Origin of the sequence: Bacillus sp. FSL K6-1338, assembly GCF_038006965.1 — a bacterium.
GTDB classification, from domain to species: Bacteria; Bacillota; Bacilli; order Bacillales; family Bacillaceae_G; genus Bacillus_A; species Bacillus_A thuringiensis_S.
Genome location: NZ_JBBOWI010000002.1, coordinates 386,726 through 402,682 on the forward strand (window position 1 = coordinate 386,726; position 15,957 = coordinate 402,682).

Below are 15,957 nucleotides of genomic sequence, written 5' to 3' on the forward strand. Positions count from 1 at the left end.
TATATACTGGAGCACAGTTATATAAGTCAAATTGGTATATATCATGTAAGTGCGAATGCGGATGTACAGATTCGCACTTACATGAAGCCAAAAGCATACATTACAATAACTTACTTATAATCAGTTTACATAACACATCTCATAGGTATTTGTAAAAAACAAGTGAATAAATCTCAAAATAAAAAGAATACTTATGTCATTGAGATAGAAAGAGAAATTTAGTAGTTATATTTTGAAATCTGCATTTAAATAATATTTAGCGGAATGCTCAGCTAAATCAAGTACAATAAAAAGAATTAAAGGAAATGCTCTATTTCGACATCACAACAATTATATTTTGTAAAATACACCATCTATTTAGTCTTAAGGAGTTAAAGTTAACTGATTTGTATTAAAATGTTATACACTGGCTATATCCTATAAGCGACCATTTAATCAATATTAATAATGTATAGCTGAATGTATATGAAACTAAAAGATATTTAGACTGATGAAAGGTAAGGTATATGATACCTTTATAAAGAGGTGGAAAAATAAATACTCACAAATTCGCACGAAATACCAATTTCACGAACAATAAGATGTATAATTAAAAATATAATACAGTATTTAGGGATTTCGAGCTCGATAGCCTGCATCTCTGTATATTGGTATGTGTCTATATAATTCATGCTTTATATAGAAATCATAAAATGCTAAGTTAGTTATTAATATTTTTTATGGTAGATTACATTTTAATTTATAAGATTTTTTCTTAAGTTGATCTAATTAACCCCTCATAATCATGATTAAATTAGCCAATTCATGTTAGATAACGAATTTTAAACTGTTTTCATATATTGATTTTTTGTATGAATTTATATAAAAAATTTTTTTATTTTACATACATTTATATGTAGTTTTTACACTAATTTTTATGGTCTTATACAAATTTATCACTTAGTTAGCTATAATTTTCATTTGACTAACTACACTATATCATTCAATTTTGTGTATATTTTAGTATTTCATAATTTAATTATGTAAATAAGTTTGTGTAAAAATTGAATTTAATGCGAACTTGTGTTCGCTTCTGTTTTCTGTTATATTATATATGAGGTGATTTTTATGGACTACAGCAAGCAACGTCAAAAATCCGTACATCGTAAAAAATTATACGAAAATTTAAACGAAATGCCCTTTTACATAGAAGAATTTGTGGAGTACAAAGAATTGCATGATGCCTCTCCCTCCACCCTACTGAATTATGTATATGATTTTAGAGTCTTCTTTAATTGGCTATTATCTGAACAAGTTATTGAATTAAAACCCATTAAAGACATATCCTTCGCTGATTTGGAGAATTTAAAGAAAAAAGATGTTGAGAACTTTATGAGATTTCTAAAACTACAACAGAACATGCAGAATTCTTCTGTTAACAGGAAAATTTCAGCCTTAAAATCCTTATTTAAATACCTTACCTCCCTATCAGAGAATGAAGATGGAGAATGTTATTTTTATAGAAATGTAATGGCTAAAATCGAAATACATAAAGATAAAGAAACATTAAATGCTCGTGCAAAACGTATGAGATCTAAAATATTTCATAATAATGATGATCAAGAGTTTTTAAATTACGTTAAGTATGAGCACGAAAAATCTTTAACAAAACATCAGTTGTTCTATTTCCTAAGAGATAAAGATCGCGACGTAGCAATCCTCTCGCTTTTTCTTGGCAGTGGCATTCGTGTAAGTGAATTGGCGGATCTTCGTATGGAAGATATAAACTTAAAAGAAAGACTCATTGATGTAATCCGAAAAGGAAACAAAGAAGATTCTGTATGGATTACCCCAATTGCATTAAATGATCTTGAAAAATATATGGAAATTCGAGATAACAAATTCGCTCCAGGGAAAGAATTGAAAAATGTGTTTCTATCAAAATATAAACATACTGCACAGCCTCTTTCAGTTAGGGCTATCCAAGATATAGTAGAAAAATATACTAAAGCTTATGGAAAAAGAATGTCTCCTCATAAATTAAGACATACATTGGCAAATAAATTATATATGGAAGAGAAAGACTCATTACAAGTCATGCAGCAACTTGGACATACGAGTCAAGATACAGCTTTGCTATATACACAACTTGGGGAAACAACTATTAAAGATAGTTTAGGCAGAATAGGAAAGAATAAGGAATAAAAGTTCAGCAATTTTGCATTGTTGAACTTTTATTTTTTTACATACTTAATACTTAAGATTTAAAAGCTATTTATTATTCGTTTTAAATTTGATTTTATTATGTAAAAAATACATAATTTGAATCCTTCTATAATTGGTATATAAAGACTCTCTCTTGATGAGATTATAAATGAAAATTTTAGATTCCTACAATTGTTGGTTACTTTAAACTCATTTTTAATGAATAATTATGGATATACTGAAATAAAAATAATTATTTCCAATTATTTTATTTTTAATGGTAGTGAACGACATATCAGCGATAATTTATGTCTATTCTGTATAAGTGTTAGCAAGATCATTTGCAAACTTGTTAGCACTTTTTTAAAACATAAACCAGAGGAGATTCATACTATTTAGTAACAATGTAAAATTGAATTTATCATGGATAAACCATTTAACAAATAGTTTGCAGCACTGAATGATTTACAAAAGAATACCCATCGATACACTACGAATAAAAATAATCAGCTAATCGAGGGAATATAATTATTTTTATTTAATTCGCACTTGTACTTCTTGTTCTTGTATTACTTGAATGATTAACTCCAATACAATATTTTGTATTAACTGATGCTCATTATCATGAAGTGTACTTTGTTCTGATATGTATTGAATACATTGATATATATACCCTTCTACCAATAAGCTCCCTTTTTCAACTGTAAGTGTATTTTGCCCATTCTTTTTTACCTTTGGTATTAAAAATTCGGTTTTTGTCAAAATAATCTCCTGTTCAACCTCTTTTATTCCTATGACTTTTTCTTTAAATACAACCTTTTCTCGTAAACTAATTTCACCTTTATATCTTCCTATTTCTATTGGTAGTTTCGCTGTAATAAAATTATATACGTCTTCCCCATTTTCACTCTCTAATATTATACTGTGAATAGGAATCCATGAAGATGCCTCTACCTTATTCTCTTCTTTATTCCCTTCATTTTTTTGGTTATATAATTCAAAATGAACTCTCTTCTCATGAAGATTTAAAGAAATTAATTTACAATAACTATCCGAATGATATTGTTGCACTGTATTTAATAACTTACAATCTAATTCACGCCCTTTTAGACCTTTTTCATTCCTAAATACAAATGCTTCTTGATTTTTCACATTTATTTTTGGAAATATTTTAAAACTAGTTACTTCTGAAAAAATAGAAAATGGAGTTTTGACCACAAGTGAGTGTATTAAAGGCCCTATTTGTGATCCAGACGCTTGACCTTCTTTCTCTAATTTTGATGCTACATCTTCTCCCTTTAATTCAGGTGGTACTTCTTCTTTTTCCCCTCTTTTTTCGTGTGAATTATCTTGTATATTCAGGTTTTTATACTTGTAAATTTCATCCCATATTCCCTTACCAATCCATGGATTTTTCATCACCATCCCCCCGTCTGATGAAATTCAAAATTTTTTTGTATGTGACCATTTCATCATTATATATGTTGTATAAAAATAAAAAAGAAATTGTCTTTTTAACAAAGACAATTTCTTTTTATTTTTATAGTGCTACTTGTACTTGTTGTACTTGTAAAACTTTTAAAGTAAGATCTAGTACAATTTTTTCACGAAGCGTATCAAATGGTTCGTTTAGGTCTGTAGAACAAGGTGAAAAGTCTAATTCAAAAAATTGAGCGCTTACTAATTCACAATATGGTTGTTCGTTATAAAAAACTGCATTTTCAAAGAAATATTTGTCTAGACGTGGTAAATCACCGTTTTTAGGATTTATAAAATGAGAAGTAGTGTCCGAAGAAGAAGCTACTAAAGCTAATGATAGAAAATCACCTTCTGTCAGATCTGCAAAACCAGAAAATGGAACATTTGCAATACGATCATATAGAACTCCATTACACTCGTTATTTGCATATTCAATATTTTTACGAATATAGCCTTGTACAAATAATTTTGCTCTTGTAACTCGTCGGTAAGGTGTACCTGGTACTGGTACGAATGCTACAGGCACTAACTTACATTGTGTTAAAAATACGTTTTTTAAGATGCGTTTAATTTCGACTGCTGGAGGATCTAATGAAATATCGGACTCTACAACAATTTGAAGTGTTCTTTCAGCTAATACAACTGGAATCTTTACAATGGGTGCTCCTGGAGTAACAATTGGTGTTGCAGTCTCATCACTTAATGGTGTTTGTGTTTGTCCTTCTACCTGACATGGTACATTAATTGGACATTGTTCGCTCATGTTTCATGCTCCTCTTTTTATAAGATTTTAGAGTTTATGAAATTTTCAAACTCATAATACCTGTATATGTCTTTCTTCTATTAATGTTTGGGTTCTATAGTAGTCTCTTTAATCATTATCATTAAGTTGGTATAATCTAATCATTTTTATTGAAAATTCAGAAAATTAATATTTTTAGACAGATACTAGCTTATAGTAATTAAAAAGCTGACTAAAATTATTTTCAGCTTTTTAGCTTGCGAAGCTGGAGCTTCAATGTACTCAGAACCTTTCACCGTTTTTATCATTGACCAGGCTTTCTTTAATTCTTGCCAAGATGTTTCGATTACTTGGTTTAATTCATCTTTTTTTACCACTTTTCATCGTGTTCCTATTTGTTGATTTTCTTTTTAAATATTCTACCGTGTTCTTTATTATGGCGATCCACACAGATTGTTTCGAGATTATCTATATCAAGTGCAAGCTCTGGATGATGTTCAAGCTCTTTGATATGATGAACAACTAGTTGTATCTTCTTACGCTGGGCACTCTCACTGTACTCATTCGTATCAAAACGAACCCGACCATTACGTTTACATTCTTGATATTCATAGTTGTCACGTTTCTTTACTTGTTCACGTATACTCTTCCAGTCACCGCTGTCATAGAACTTACGCTTCTGTTGTTTAGTTTTATATTCATTCATCTGTCTTTACCCAGCGTATTCGATTCCCTCTATCACTTTCCAATAAATCTTTTATTGGCGTTTGTGTGAGATATTCTACAGAATAAAACATCGGCTTCTGTTCATATAACTTATAATATTTGAATTGATTAACATCAATCCCAGACTTCTTATACGCTTTCTCATGAGGTTTAATGTATTTGATATATGCTTTTTTATCAATAGGTATAAGACCGAGTGCAGCAATCTTACCGTTTAATACACTTTCCAATTATCCTCATTCCTCTCTTAATTTTCTCCAAAATAAAAAGCACCCAATTATGGATGCTTAGATATACTTTAGACGTATCTTCATTCTTTTTTATTGAATTGTGATCTATGTCTTTCAATGTCAACTCTTGGTGTTTTTACTCTTTCAGACTAACAGCACATATTAATCACATGTAAGCTTTTCAAACTACACCAATGCATACTATCCTACACTTAATTACAGAAATTAATATCCTTAAGCTTTTGCAATTAAATAAAATTCAATTGGTCTTGGGCTCCCTGTTCCTGGCGTTGGATTAAACGTAGTAATTACCCATTGATCTATTCTTCTAGGAAAACTCTCCATTGCATACAAAGGAGCGTAATCCTTTGGTGCCCATCCTCCATTTATAACTTTCATTCCAGGCGCATTTAAAAAAGCAACAAGATATTCGTCTGTATTAATATCATAGCCTGCCCATCTAAATGATATAAAACCATTTCCAAGGTCGGTTTGTGATGCTGAACCAGGTGATAACTGAATTTCTCTTCTTGTAGATCGTTCATCTTTATATTTAGTACCAGGATTTGAATATAAATGGTAATCCTGTTCAACAGTCGACATATCATTTTGGTAATACTGGTAATCAGAGTTCACACTTGAAACAGGGTTTTGATACAAATTATAATTAGCCCCTACAACTGGAACAGGATTTTGATTCCAATAATTATTATACATACTTAGTCACTCCCCTATTGATATTTACAATTTTCATGATATTAATTATCATTATTAATGTGCTTTATCAATCAAAAATAAGGCTTCTTTATAAGAAAACAGCCTACTTGGGGTAACCATGAATTAAATAAAGTTTAGTTATTACTTTATGCCTTGATTTACGTTTTTTTACGTAATAAAAAGCACTCCATAAGGAATGCTTTTATAATTTTTAATTATTTACTACTTGTTCCGTAAATTATTTGTATTTAAAAATAAATTTTTTTCACAAGAGCTAATTGTTTAGTTGGCTTGAACTGATTTTAGGCTCTTATAATAAGTATTTTATAGCAATTTATAAAATAGGTTTATGCAATTAATTTTGTAACCAATTAAGTATTTTTTCTGATACAACAGGATGATTCAAATATCCATATAATTTATGGGGATTACATTTCCCTTTCTCATCTACCCAAAATGTGTAGATTTCAGGCTCATCTGTAATACTTCTAATAAGATTCCTCTCAAGCATTTGATGAAAATCATCCTTTATGTCACCATCATGTGCTACAAAATCATCTACAGCTCGAATATTAATCCAATCCATAATGTTAGTTGGGTACATTCCATCATTTGGTTCGTTTGAATCATAGAGACTTTTTTTCACTGCAGGCTCGCCCAATGGATTACCTAATGTCATCCACAATGAAATTTTTTTCTCCCATAAATCTTTATATTCACTCATCCTTGAAAACTTCCATAAAACGTCATAAGATACCATACATCCCATGCTATGTGATATTAAGGCAATATCATCATTTGCTAATAAAGATTCCCTTAAAATTGGTTGCAAACGTTCACGAATTTGCGAACCTACTACCCTGCTAGTTAGATAAGAACCTAAATCTGGAAGGAGTTTATTTATTACTTTTTGAGTTATTCCAATTAAAGATAAGAAGGGGCTGGCAATTGTAGCTAAATCATCACCAAATTTTATAATTTCTTGTTTTTCAATTAATCGATCATAATCTTCTTTTGTGTGCTTTTCGAGGGGTCTTTTTATTAGTTTTTGTAAGGGTTTGTTATAAGTATTATCTGGAACATACCAATTATCCGGAATCCACACGAGTTCTTTTTTTAATTCCGGTCTATTTTCCACTAATATCTGGTTTAAAATATCACCATAGTATACAACCGTTACTTTTACATCACCAATTTCAATCGCTTTTGCCATTTTTTTATTTATTCGCTGGATTCCATTTATTAGAGCGTTATTAACTAAAGTTTGCTTTATAGATTGTTGTGGTTTTGTAGATCTTCCATGAATAATGATTATATGTTTTTTTCTTGTCATAATTATCTTTCTCCTGTTGCACAAAGCTATGATGCGAAAGTGCAAAAAATTTGCAGTTAACTAAAAAACTTTAACTTTAAGATGTTTCTAAATAAAAAGAGGCACATCATATTTATGATGTGCCTCTTTTTATTTTTTATTCAAACTAATATAGCAGATAACTTAAAAATCCCCCTTACTAAAGAAGAAATTTTATGAAACATGAAGTGGAGATAAAATTTCTTCTTTAGTTGGAGCTATTTTACGATTATTAATTATTTAATTGACATAAAATCTATGTGCCATTTCTTATTAATTATTTCATACACCCCAAAAAAATAATCCATATTTATAATAAACTACAAAAAATAAATTTGAGCAAATGGATAATAGCTTTTTAAAATACCTACATAATCCATACCTTGATCAGCAAGATATTTACTGCCCCATTTACAGAAGTATTCATTTGAATTATCTCTTACCCCACTACTATATACAATTAACATCGGTTCAATACTATAAGGTTTTGCAATGTATTGATTAAAAATTTCATCAACTACATCATCTATTTCTAAGAACATATTTCTACCATAATTAAAAGATTGATCAAACAAAGAAGAACTACTAATTGTAAATCCTCTTTCAAAATAATGTTCTTTATATATACGATTCAATACAAATGAAGTTATACAAATGACATTAGCCTTTAAAGCTTCTTTCGGCCAATTCGGGTATAATTCCGAAGCGCTAACATTTTTTATATATTCCTTAAAATCCACTTTGTATCTTGGAGCATTTTCATAAGGATTCCCATCATGAACTATAACATATTGCGGTATTTGTAGATTATGTGCATGTAAAGGAATATCTGTAGAATACATAGAGTACTGCTGAAGTTGTCTTTCTAAATGCTGTTTAGTTAATTTATGCTGAGGTACATCAATAATTTCTATTGATTGCAGCTCTCCTGTTCGATTTATAGGAATCATTTCTACTCTTTGTTTAGCTGTAGTCCCCGCAAAGATTTGTACACCCCTAACTATTTTCACACCATAATTAGGTGCTTCAATTGTAAGGATATATTCTGAATAAGGTTTAGGGCCCGAAGGATCTGAAGCATATTCTTTAGGGGGAGCTGATAAAGAAATGACACTTGTTAAACCAATATCATTTGTTTGAAGTGTAGTAATAACTTGACTACTCTCATCTTGCTTACGAATGAATACCTTTGCACCCTTAATTGGTTTATCTGTATTCATTTCATAAACAGACACAATTAACTTACCACTTGATGCGCGAAAAGTATCCCGTGTATCATAAAAAGATTGTTGATTATTCAAAAATTTATTTGGTTGATAGCTTAACTGCTTTCCTGTATCCGATGGATAAGAGTGATAATCAATCAAAACTATTCGCCCTCCCTCTATAACAATTCATTGCAATCACTCCTTTATGTTTTTATTACTTTCAATGATTAATATTTAGGATAGTATCCATTTTGATTATAGAATGATTGTGGGTAATGAGATGTGGAGGAATTTGTCATAGAAGGTGTAGAGGAAGGGTTAATAAACAATTGGTTTGTATGTTGAGAAGGTGTGTATGTTTTAATATTTGCACCTGTATTTGCCTGTATTAGTATGGGATTATATTCCAAATTCCTTGTGGTACCTGCAGTATATTGTAATTCTTCAAGTAATCTCCATAGTTCTTTACGCACTACTCCTGTTACAGTAAAACTTTTAATTTTTTGAAATTCCTTTACTGATTTTTCAGTTCCAAGTCCAAAAAATCCATCTATTTCCCCTGTATAAAAACCAAACCTTTTCAATAAACTTTGTATCATTTTTACACTTTCTCCTTGGCTACCATTCTGCAAAATCGGGTAAAACCCAGGAAGATTTGTCACATATACATATATATCATTTAGCTTATTCCAAGTTAGCTCATCTACAATTCCATTATCAGGAATTTGAAAATTCCTTTGGAAAATTTTGACTGCATTTACTGTATTTGAATCAAACGTGCCACTTATTATTATTTCAGGGATATTTGAATATTTTTTTCTTATTTGAAATAAGTATTTCTGAATAGTCCTAACAGCTCCTTTTTGGTCTCCTTCCTTTATATTATAACCTGGGAATGATTTGGTTACTTGTATAAAGTCAGCTAAACGGATTTCTACATTTTTATAATAATATTTTAAAATCTCCATATAATTCATCCCTCGTTCTGCAAGGCATGCTGTCCCCCATTGATAAAGCATCCCTGGTCGACTTGCGAATGGACATGGTTGCTTTTTACCAGCACGATATTGCGCAAAAAGTGGTGCGTTTTCACCAGGCTTTGCAATGTATTGTTTAAATACTTCTTCTACCACATCATCAGTTTCTTCAAAAGTATTTCTGCCATGAGTATATTTATGATCAAACTGTGTAATACCTGTGATTGTAAATCCTTTATCTTTATAGTAATTTGTATAAATCCGGTTTAATGTATAGGAAATGACACAAAGTGCATTAGCTATCAATGCATCTTTCTTCCATGTTGGATATACTTCAGAAGCAAGCACATTTTTAATATAATCTTTAAACCTTAGCTTGTATTTTGGAGCAGGCGTATTCGGATGACCATCATGTACGATAACAAATTCCGGTAATACAACATCCACATCTAAGTTTTGTCTTGCCTCTTGTTGTTCCTTATGTTCTTGTTGCAGTTCCTGTTGTGATTCTTGCTGAGGATATTGTCCGATTAATGTATGTTCCGGAATATCAATTATTTCAACAGAATCCCGTCCTTCTGTTCCACTAACAGGTATAAGTTCCATTTTTTGAACAGCTGTAACATCAGCGAAAATTTGTGTACCCCGCAGTACTACAGGTGCATAACCTGCAGCCTCAATAGATATAGCATATTCAGAATATGGTTTAGAACCTAAAGGGTCTAAAGCGTTCTCTTTAGATGGGGTAGGTAAAGCAACTATATCAGTTTCACCGAATTCATTCGTATACAAAGTAATAATATCACTTTGGCGGGAAGATAAAATACGTCCTTCCTCTGTCATTTTATAAATAGATACTTTGACACCCTTAATCGGACTTTCTGTATCTTTTTCATATATTTTTGCAAATATCTTTCCACTTGGTTGCCGATAAAAATCTTCCTGGCCTTCATCACTCACTCCTGCTACAGGATATGGTGGTTTATAACCTCCTGAAGAATATGGATAAGAATTATACAAATTCACCTCTCCTCTCGATAAATCCTATTTATATTAAAACTCTAGTATATAAACAAAATAAAAAGGCCCTTTATCCATGATATTATGCTCAACTCTATTTTTTGAAATCATATAATTGCCTATTTTCTTTTAAGATTCTCTAGATTTTTTTAAAATAAGTATGGACTACTCTACTTTTACTTGACCACTTCCTGTAAATCTACCCAAAATCTCCTTTAATCCAAAAGGTTAATCTAGTTATATTTTTGTTACATACTATAAAAGTCAAATAACCTTATTTACAAAGATAATTTTATGTAATTCATATTTATATTTGTCTATTACAAAGAAAGTTATGAATTGAAGATTTAAGTTGATTTATAAAGGGATTTTTTAGAATTACTCCTTTAAAATCTATATTTTATAAGTAGAAAAAAACACTTACAAACATTCAAATATAGTAACTTTAATAAAATCAATTTTATTTTTTTACGATTAGTACCTGTCATATTAAAGTTCAATCTAACTATAATAAGTAACAGTATTCTAAAATCAAGGGGGAAATATGGATAATTTACCCACTCTTAAATCAGGTTCCACAGGCTATTACGTAACATTACTCCAATTAAATTTAATTGGTTTGGGAGTAAGCTACGAGAAACTTGCTATTACCGGCTTTTTTGATGAAAAAACACATAAATGTACAAAAAGTTTCCAAGAGAAAGCTAAATTAAACCCTAATGGAATAGTAGAAGTTAACACTTGGAAATCATTGTTTGAGAACGTAATATTAATACAAAAGAAGCTACAATCTATAGGGTTTTATTTTGGACAACTTGATGGAGTATTCGGTTTATCAACTACCAAAGCCACACAAGAATACCAAAAAGAGCAAAATTTATACCCTTCTGGAGATATTACACCGAGAACACGCCACAAATTATTTAATCCCAATTCTCAATCTGAATTTTATACTAACTCTAATCATTTACAATCCTTACATCCATATGTGGAGATGTTGGCTAAAGAATTTCTTCAATTAACAAAGACTAATGGCTTAGATGTTCGAATATATTCAGTGTTTAGGAGTTGGAGTGAACAAGATCGGTTATTTTCTTTAGGTAGATGGAAACCGGGTATAAAGGTTACAAACGCTCGAGGTGGGGAATCATATCACAATTGGGGATTAGCCTTTGATGCTGCACCTTATGAAAATAATTCTGTATCCTGGAATAACATCAAAAAATTTAAGCAAATGGGGTATATAGGGGAACAACTTGGTCTAACTTGGGGTGGGCGCTTTACTACCCTAGTTGATTATCCGCATTTTGAATATTCTTTTGGATTAAGTACTTGGGATCTACTTAACGGTACTAAGCCTCCTATTTTAGATATATAAATTTCAGTAAATTCAATTCACATCAAGAAATTTTTCTATTCATAAAGAAAAAGTATCCGACCGGATGCTTTAATAGTTCATTCAAAAGGTAACTGAACAATTACATATTTAATATCAGTAAATTCAAATATGACATTGCTTGTCCGAATCTAATTCAGCTCCCACCTACTCCTTAGGCACTAGAGAATGACACTTTACGTTGTTCCTTGAGAAAGGAATCTTCTTGGCAAAATGATAAATGTTTTATACATTTCAACAAAAAAAGATGCCATCTAATCATCTCGTTTTTAATCATGAAGTGGAAAATGGTGTAACTTACCCTTGCTTTACCATATGTAAAATATATTAAAAATTGTTGGCGATAATACAATAAATACAAATGAAAAAAGATAACTATTAAGCCCCATTACTGGGGCTTTGTTTAACATTGGGATTCTAAAATTTCATCTAAGTCAAGCCCTACTTGTTTCCATCCTGAACCTTGTATCCATACCGATCCCGCTACAGACTTAGAATCGATATGGGTAACATACATATTTATAACTCTTCCATCTTTCAAACGGAATCGTGCCCACTTATTCATGCAGCCCTGACCAGTTGGAGGCACAGGAGGCCAAGATGGGGTAGGCCAAGATGGAGTAGGTTGCGGTTGTATAGCACCTGGACCTATGTGTGGTTGTATAGCACCTGGACCTATAAATGGAGCAACTTGTGGTGCAGGTCTCGGATAATCTTCATTATAAATAGGATAATCATAAGAATAAGGGTAAGGATGATAATACATTTTTCCACGTCCTTTTATATATTAAGTTTCTAGATATGTCTATGAGGAGTGGGTATATCTGTATCCGCGCATGACTATGTTATATAAGCCTATTTTTTCAAAAGAAAAGCCCTGTATTTATTGGACTACTAATCTGAACAAGTATTCTCATAATTTTAAATACTATATAATCACGTTCAGAGCAAGATATTTATGAGAATCATCGATTCTGACCATCAATCATAATGAACAAATCCACTGCATTGCGCTACAACAGATGCTATCAGATAGGACACGGACTTAATTAGAAAGATAATCAATTCAAAAGCATTTACAATACGAATCTAAAGTTCCCCCTTCTATATATTTCTTGAACTTCCATCATCTAATTGCACAATTTTAAATACAACATTCACCTTTGGTTCAGACCCTTATACAAAACATGAGGAATATCTATAAAATTATTGAATATAATTATACTGCCAATCATAATTCCTACTCGCGCCGCCACGGGTGCGTATTTTTTTGCATTCTTTTTGAATAGTATCCATTTTTTACTTTTAATTATTTTTACTAATTATGAAGTAAAGTTCGCATCAAATTTATCTAATGTTTTAGGATCTACTTTTTCTCCATCGATTATCATCTTTATTTTTTGCTTTGAATTTGCTGTTACCACCCAAGCATTCGGCAAATAGCGATCTTCATGAGATAATGTAGAAGGTGTATTTATAACTCTTCCTCCTAAATATAGAGTAGCCGAAGATCCTCCATCCATTGCCATTGCATTTATAGCTCCTTTTTCATATAGGATGTCTTGACACTCTTTTAACGTAGCTCCTATACTATGCGTCTGTCTACCGTCAATAACTAGAAACATAATTGTACCATCTTCTTTTTGGGCCATAATACTTCGTGGAGCCGAACCCCAACCACCGTCTCCTTCTGTAATCATTTTTTCTCCATTAACAATTAACTGTGGCATGAATCCAGCTGCAGAAACAACTTGTTTATCCAAAAGTTGTTGGGTAGAATAATTTCCTGTTATCATTTGTCCAAACTTTGTTAAACCCGTAATAATTGTAGGGGTATTACTATCCATATTCGTATCAATAGCTTTCCCATTTTCTATTACTATCCCAGTTGCAACATTTCCTCCACCCCTTCCTGTTTCATCAGCAAATCCACTTGCATTCACAGCAACAAGTGCATGATTACGCTTTGCCATTACGCTAATTTTTTCTCCTCTGTTAGCGCCCTGGGTTCCTTGATGGCTAACAAGTTTAACATTGAAGGGATTGCTAATAGTAACTAATTTTCCTTCAAAAAGAAAGCGACTATCTTTGTTACTTTTAATCGTTTCTACATTAATTTCTAATGGCTGATTTTTAAATTCTTCTAATCTTTTTCCTGCTATTTTTTTATAAATATGCTCATCACTATTTGACCATTTTGGATGATTAATTCTATCTTGCAATTTATCTAGTTCCTTTTGGGGTAGGAATGTATACTTCGCATATTGTGGATGTTGAGAAGTTAGTATACTCCCAGCCATTGTTATGCGAAGCTCCCGGCCATAGCTAGTACCAAATAATATTCCTATGCCAATAAGCATGAAAATAGACAATAGAAGCAAAATTCGTTTGAAGATTTTTCTGAGATGTTTCATAGTTTTATCCTCCAGCATTCATTACATTCAATAAATCCATTAAAATATTATTTATCTAAAGACAAAAGTGTTCAATTTCCTCATGCCTGAATTCCCCGCTATATTTTAGCAATTAGGGAAAAATACTTATTCTAAATTTCGTTTTTTCAGTGTATATTTATAAATTTAATAACGTTTTTGCAACCATGAAATAAATTACTAATCCTGTTCCGTCAACAAATGTTGTAATAAATGGACCTGAAACAACTGCAGGATCTAGTTTTAATTTTCTTAGAATCAAAGGTAAAACAGCTGCTACAAGAGAGGACCAAATAACAATAAATAGTAAAGTAATTGCTACAACTTGTGCAACTTCTGTTCCAACTCCTAACATATAAGCACGAGTGAGCCCAGCCATACCAAGTGCAAGTCCAAGAAGCATACCTATTGCAAATTCTTTTTTCATTACACGGAAAATGTCTTTAAATTTCACCTCTCCAATACCAATTGCACGAGTAATTGTTGCTACAACCTGTGTTCCTGTATTCCCTCCAGTACCTACTAATAATGGAACAAAGAAAGCAAGGGCAACTACAGTTTCAATTTCGTCTTCAAAATACTTTAATACTGTACCTGTATATGCCTCAGCAACAAAAAGAAGTAATAACCATGGTAGACGTTTTAAGAAAATGCTCCAAATGCTAGCTTCAAAGTAAGATTGATTCAATGGTTCACTTCCGCCTAACTTTTGAATATCTTCTGTAGCTTCTGCTTCCATAACATTCATTACGTCATCAAATGTTATAATACCAATCATTTTATTATTTGCTGTTGTCACAGGTATCGCTGCTAAATTATAATTCAGTAGCTTTTTTACAACTTCTTGTTGATCAACTTCAGCCTGTACTGAAATTACCTCTTGAATCATGATAGTAGATAATATCTCTTCATCTGCTGCTAGTAATAACTCATGTATGGAAACGATTCCCTCAAGATAACCATGACTATCAAGAACATAACTATAAGATATTGATTCTACATTTTCAGAATGTTCCCTAATGTACTTCAATGTCATTTTTACTGACCAATTTCCTCTAACTGCAACAAAATCACTTGTAACAAGACTTCCTGCCGTTTCAGGTTTGAAAGTCATCAATTTTTTTACGTTATGTTTTGTAATTTTATCTAGATACGCCATTAATTTAGCCTGTTTTTCCGGATGAACCGCTAGAAGTAAATCTACTAATTCATCAATCGGTTGTAAAGTTAGTAACTTTTTAGCCTTATTTTCAGATAAATGAATTAAGATATTATATTTTTCTTCTGCACTCATATATTGAAGAATTTTAGAGCTTTTTAATACAGGAATCGTATTTAGCAATATGACTTGATCTTCAATTGAAAACCGTTTTACTTCTTGCGCAACATCATACGAAGAAAGACGTAAAACCTTCTCTGCATCCAAATTATTTTGGGTTACAAGTAATTCATTTAATAATTTCTTCATGTTAACTCCTCCTCATATTGCTAAGGG

13 protein-coding genes and 1 pseudogene are annotated in these 15,957 nt (G+C 31.3%); 2 read left to right on the top strand and 12 right to left on the bottom strand.

Going from position 1 to position 15,957, the window contains the following annotated elements:
• Nucleotides 1-1,107: 1,107 nt before the first annotated feature.
• Complete coding sequence (gene xerS / locus NZ044_RS28715; RefSeq protein ID WP_340950157.1) at nt 1,108-2,184, top strand: tyrosine recombinase XerS; 1,077 nt, start codon at nt 1,108-1,110, stop codon at nt 2,182-2,184.
• A 534-nt stretch (nt 2,185-2,718) separates the two neighbouring features.
• On the opposite strand, the gene NZ044_RS28720 is transcribed toward xerS, so the two are convergent.
• The 9 genes and pseudogenes from NZ044_RS28720 to NZ044_RS28760 all read right to left on the bottom strand — a co-directional run bounded on the left by NZ044_RS28720 (nt 2,719) and on the right by NZ044_RS28760 (nt 10,634).
• On the bottom strand, nt 2,719-3,603 hold the full coding sequence (locus NZ044_RS28720; RefSeq protein ID WP_098506600.1) for a BC_2427 family protein: 885 nt from the start codon (nt 3,601-3,603) through the stop codon (nt 2,719-2,721).
• 121 nt (nt 3,604-3,724) lie between these two features.
• Entirely contained in the window at nt 3,725-4,426 is a 702-nt protein-coding gene (locus tag NZ044_RS28725; protein WP_001294996.1) for a CsxC family protein, read from the bottom strand.
• A 203-nt stretch (nt 4,427-4,629) separates the two neighbouring features.
• A pseudogene (locus NZ044_RS28730) lies at nt 4,630-4,782 on the bottom strand (phage head closure protein); the annotation flags it as partial.
• Nucleotides 4,783-4,796: 14 nt separating this feature from the next.
• Nucleotides 4,797-5,111: an HNH endonuclease gene (locus NZ044_RS28735; protein ID WP_098506602.1), complete on the bottom strand. Its 315-nt coding sequence runs from the start codon at nt 5,109-5,111 to the stop codon at nt 4,797-4,799.
• Nucleotides 5,104-5,361 carry a hypothetical protein gene (locus tag NZ044_RS28740; RefSeq protein WP_000446718.1) on the bottom strand — a complete coding sequence of 86 codons (258 nt, stop codon included), beginning with the start codon at nt 5,359-5,361 and terminating at the stop codon, nt 5,104-5,106. The genes NZ044_RS28735 and NZ044_RS28740 overlap by 8 nt, the downstream gene beginning before the upstream one ends.
• 234 nt (nt 5,362-5,595) lie before the next feature.
• Nucleotides 5,596-6,078, bottom strand: coding sequence for a hypothetical protein (locus tag NZ044_RS28745; protein WP_000282651.1), 483 nt, complete (start codon nt 6,076-6,078; stop codon nt 5,596-5,598).
• Nucleotides 6,079-6,433: 355 nt separating this feature from the next.
• A complete protein-coding gene (locus NZ044_RS28750; RefSeq protein ID WP_000197074.1) occupies nt 6,434-7,411 on the bottom strand; it encodes a hypothetical protein in 978 nt (325 codons plus the stop codon).
• Nucleotides 7,412-7,749: 338 nt separating this feature from the next.
• Nucleotides 7,750-8,796, bottom strand: coding sequence for a SpoIID/LytB domain-containing protein (locus tag NZ044_RS28755; RefSeq protein ID WP_340950161.1), 1,047 nt, complete (start codon nt 8,794-8,796; stop codon nt 7,750-7,752).
• Between the two features lie 68 nt (nt 8,797-8,864).
• Nucleotides 8,865-10,634 (bottom strand): peptidoglycan-binding protein, encoded by a 1,770-nt coding sequence (locus tag NZ044_RS28760; protein WP_340950162.1) that lies wholly within the window; start codon nt 10,632-10,634, stop codon nt 8,865-8,867.
• 544 nt (nt 10,635-11,178) lie between these two features.
• Here NZ044_RS28760 and NZ044_RS28765 point away from each other — a divergent pair.
• Nucleotides 11,179-12,012 carry a peptidoglycan-binding protein gene (locus tag NZ044_RS28765; RefSeq protein ID WP_086398623.1) on the top strand — a complete coding sequence of 278 codons (834 nt, stop codon included), beginning with the start codon at nt 11,179-11,181 and terminating at the stop codon, nt 12,010-12,012.
• Between the two features lie 421 nt (nt 12,013-12,433).
• On the opposite strand, the gene NZ044_RS28770 is transcribed toward NZ044_RS28765, so the two are convergent.
• The 3 genes from NZ044_RS28770 to mgtE all read right to left on the bottom strand — a co-directional run bounded on the left by NZ044_RS28770 (nt 12,434) and on the right by mgtE (nt 15,930).
• Nucleotides 12,434-12,796: a hypothetical protein gene (locus tag NZ044_RS28770; RefSeq protein WP_340950165.1), complete on the bottom strand. Its 363-nt coding sequence runs from the start codon at nt 12,794-12,796 to the stop codon at nt 12,434-12,436.
• 556 nt (nt 12,797-13,352) lie between these two features.
• On the bottom strand, nt 13,353-14,444 hold the full coding sequence (locus NZ044_RS28775; RefSeq protein ID WP_340950167.1) for a phosphodiester glycosidase family protein: 1,092 nt from the start codon (nt 14,442-14,444) through the stop codon (nt 13,353-13,355).
• A gap of 157 nt (nt 14,445-14,601) precedes the next feature.
• Complete coding sequence (gene mgtE, locus NZ044_RS28780) at nt 14,602-15,930, bottom strand: magnesium transporter (RefSeq protein ID WP_098506609.1); 1,329 nt, start codon at nt 15,928-15,930, stop codon at nt 14,602-14,604.
• Between the last annotated feature and the right edge of the window lie 27 nt (nt 15,931-15,957).

Bases quoted from the DNA above. Each gene is read 5' to 3' on its own strand.
- xerS (WP_340950157.1), top strand. From the start codon at position 1,108: ATGGACTACAGCAAGCAACGTCAAAAATCCGTACATCGTAAAAAATTA.
- NZ044_RS28720 (WP_098506600.1), bottom strand. From the start codon at position 3,603: ATGAAAAATCCATGGATTGGTAAGGGAATATGGGATGAAATTTACAAG.
- NZ044_RS28725 (WP_001294996.1), bottom strand. From the start codon at position 4,426: ATGAGCGAACAATGTCCAATTAATGTACCATGTCAGGTAGAAGGACAA.
- NZ044_RS28735 (WP_098506602.1), bottom strand. From the start codon at position 5,111: ATGAATGAATATAAAACTAAACAACAGAAGCGTAAGTTCTATGACAGC.
- NZ044_RS28745 (WP_000282651.1), bottom strand. From the start codon at position 6,078: ATGTATAATAATTATTGGAATCAAAATCCTGTTCCAGTTGTAGGGGCT.
- NZ044_RS28750 (WP_000197074.1), bottom strand. From the start codon at position 7,411: ATGACAAGAAAAAAACATATAATCATTATTCATGGAAGATCTACAAAA.
- NZ044_RS28765 (WP_086398623.1), top strand. From the start codon at position 11,179: ATGGATAATTTACCCACTCTTAAATCAGGTTCCACAGGCTATTACGTA.
- NZ044_RS28770 (WP_340950165.1), bottom strand. From the start codon at position 12,796: ATGTATTATCATCCTTACCCTTATTCTTATGATTATCCTATTTATAAT.
- NZ044_RS28775 (WP_340950167.1), bottom strand. From the start codon at position 14,444: ATGAAACATCTCAGAAAAATCTTCAAACGAATTTTGCTTCTATTGTCT.
- mgtE (WP_098506609.1), bottom strand. From the start codon at position 15,930: ATGAAGAAATTATTAAATGAATTACTTGTAACCCAAAATAATTTGGAT.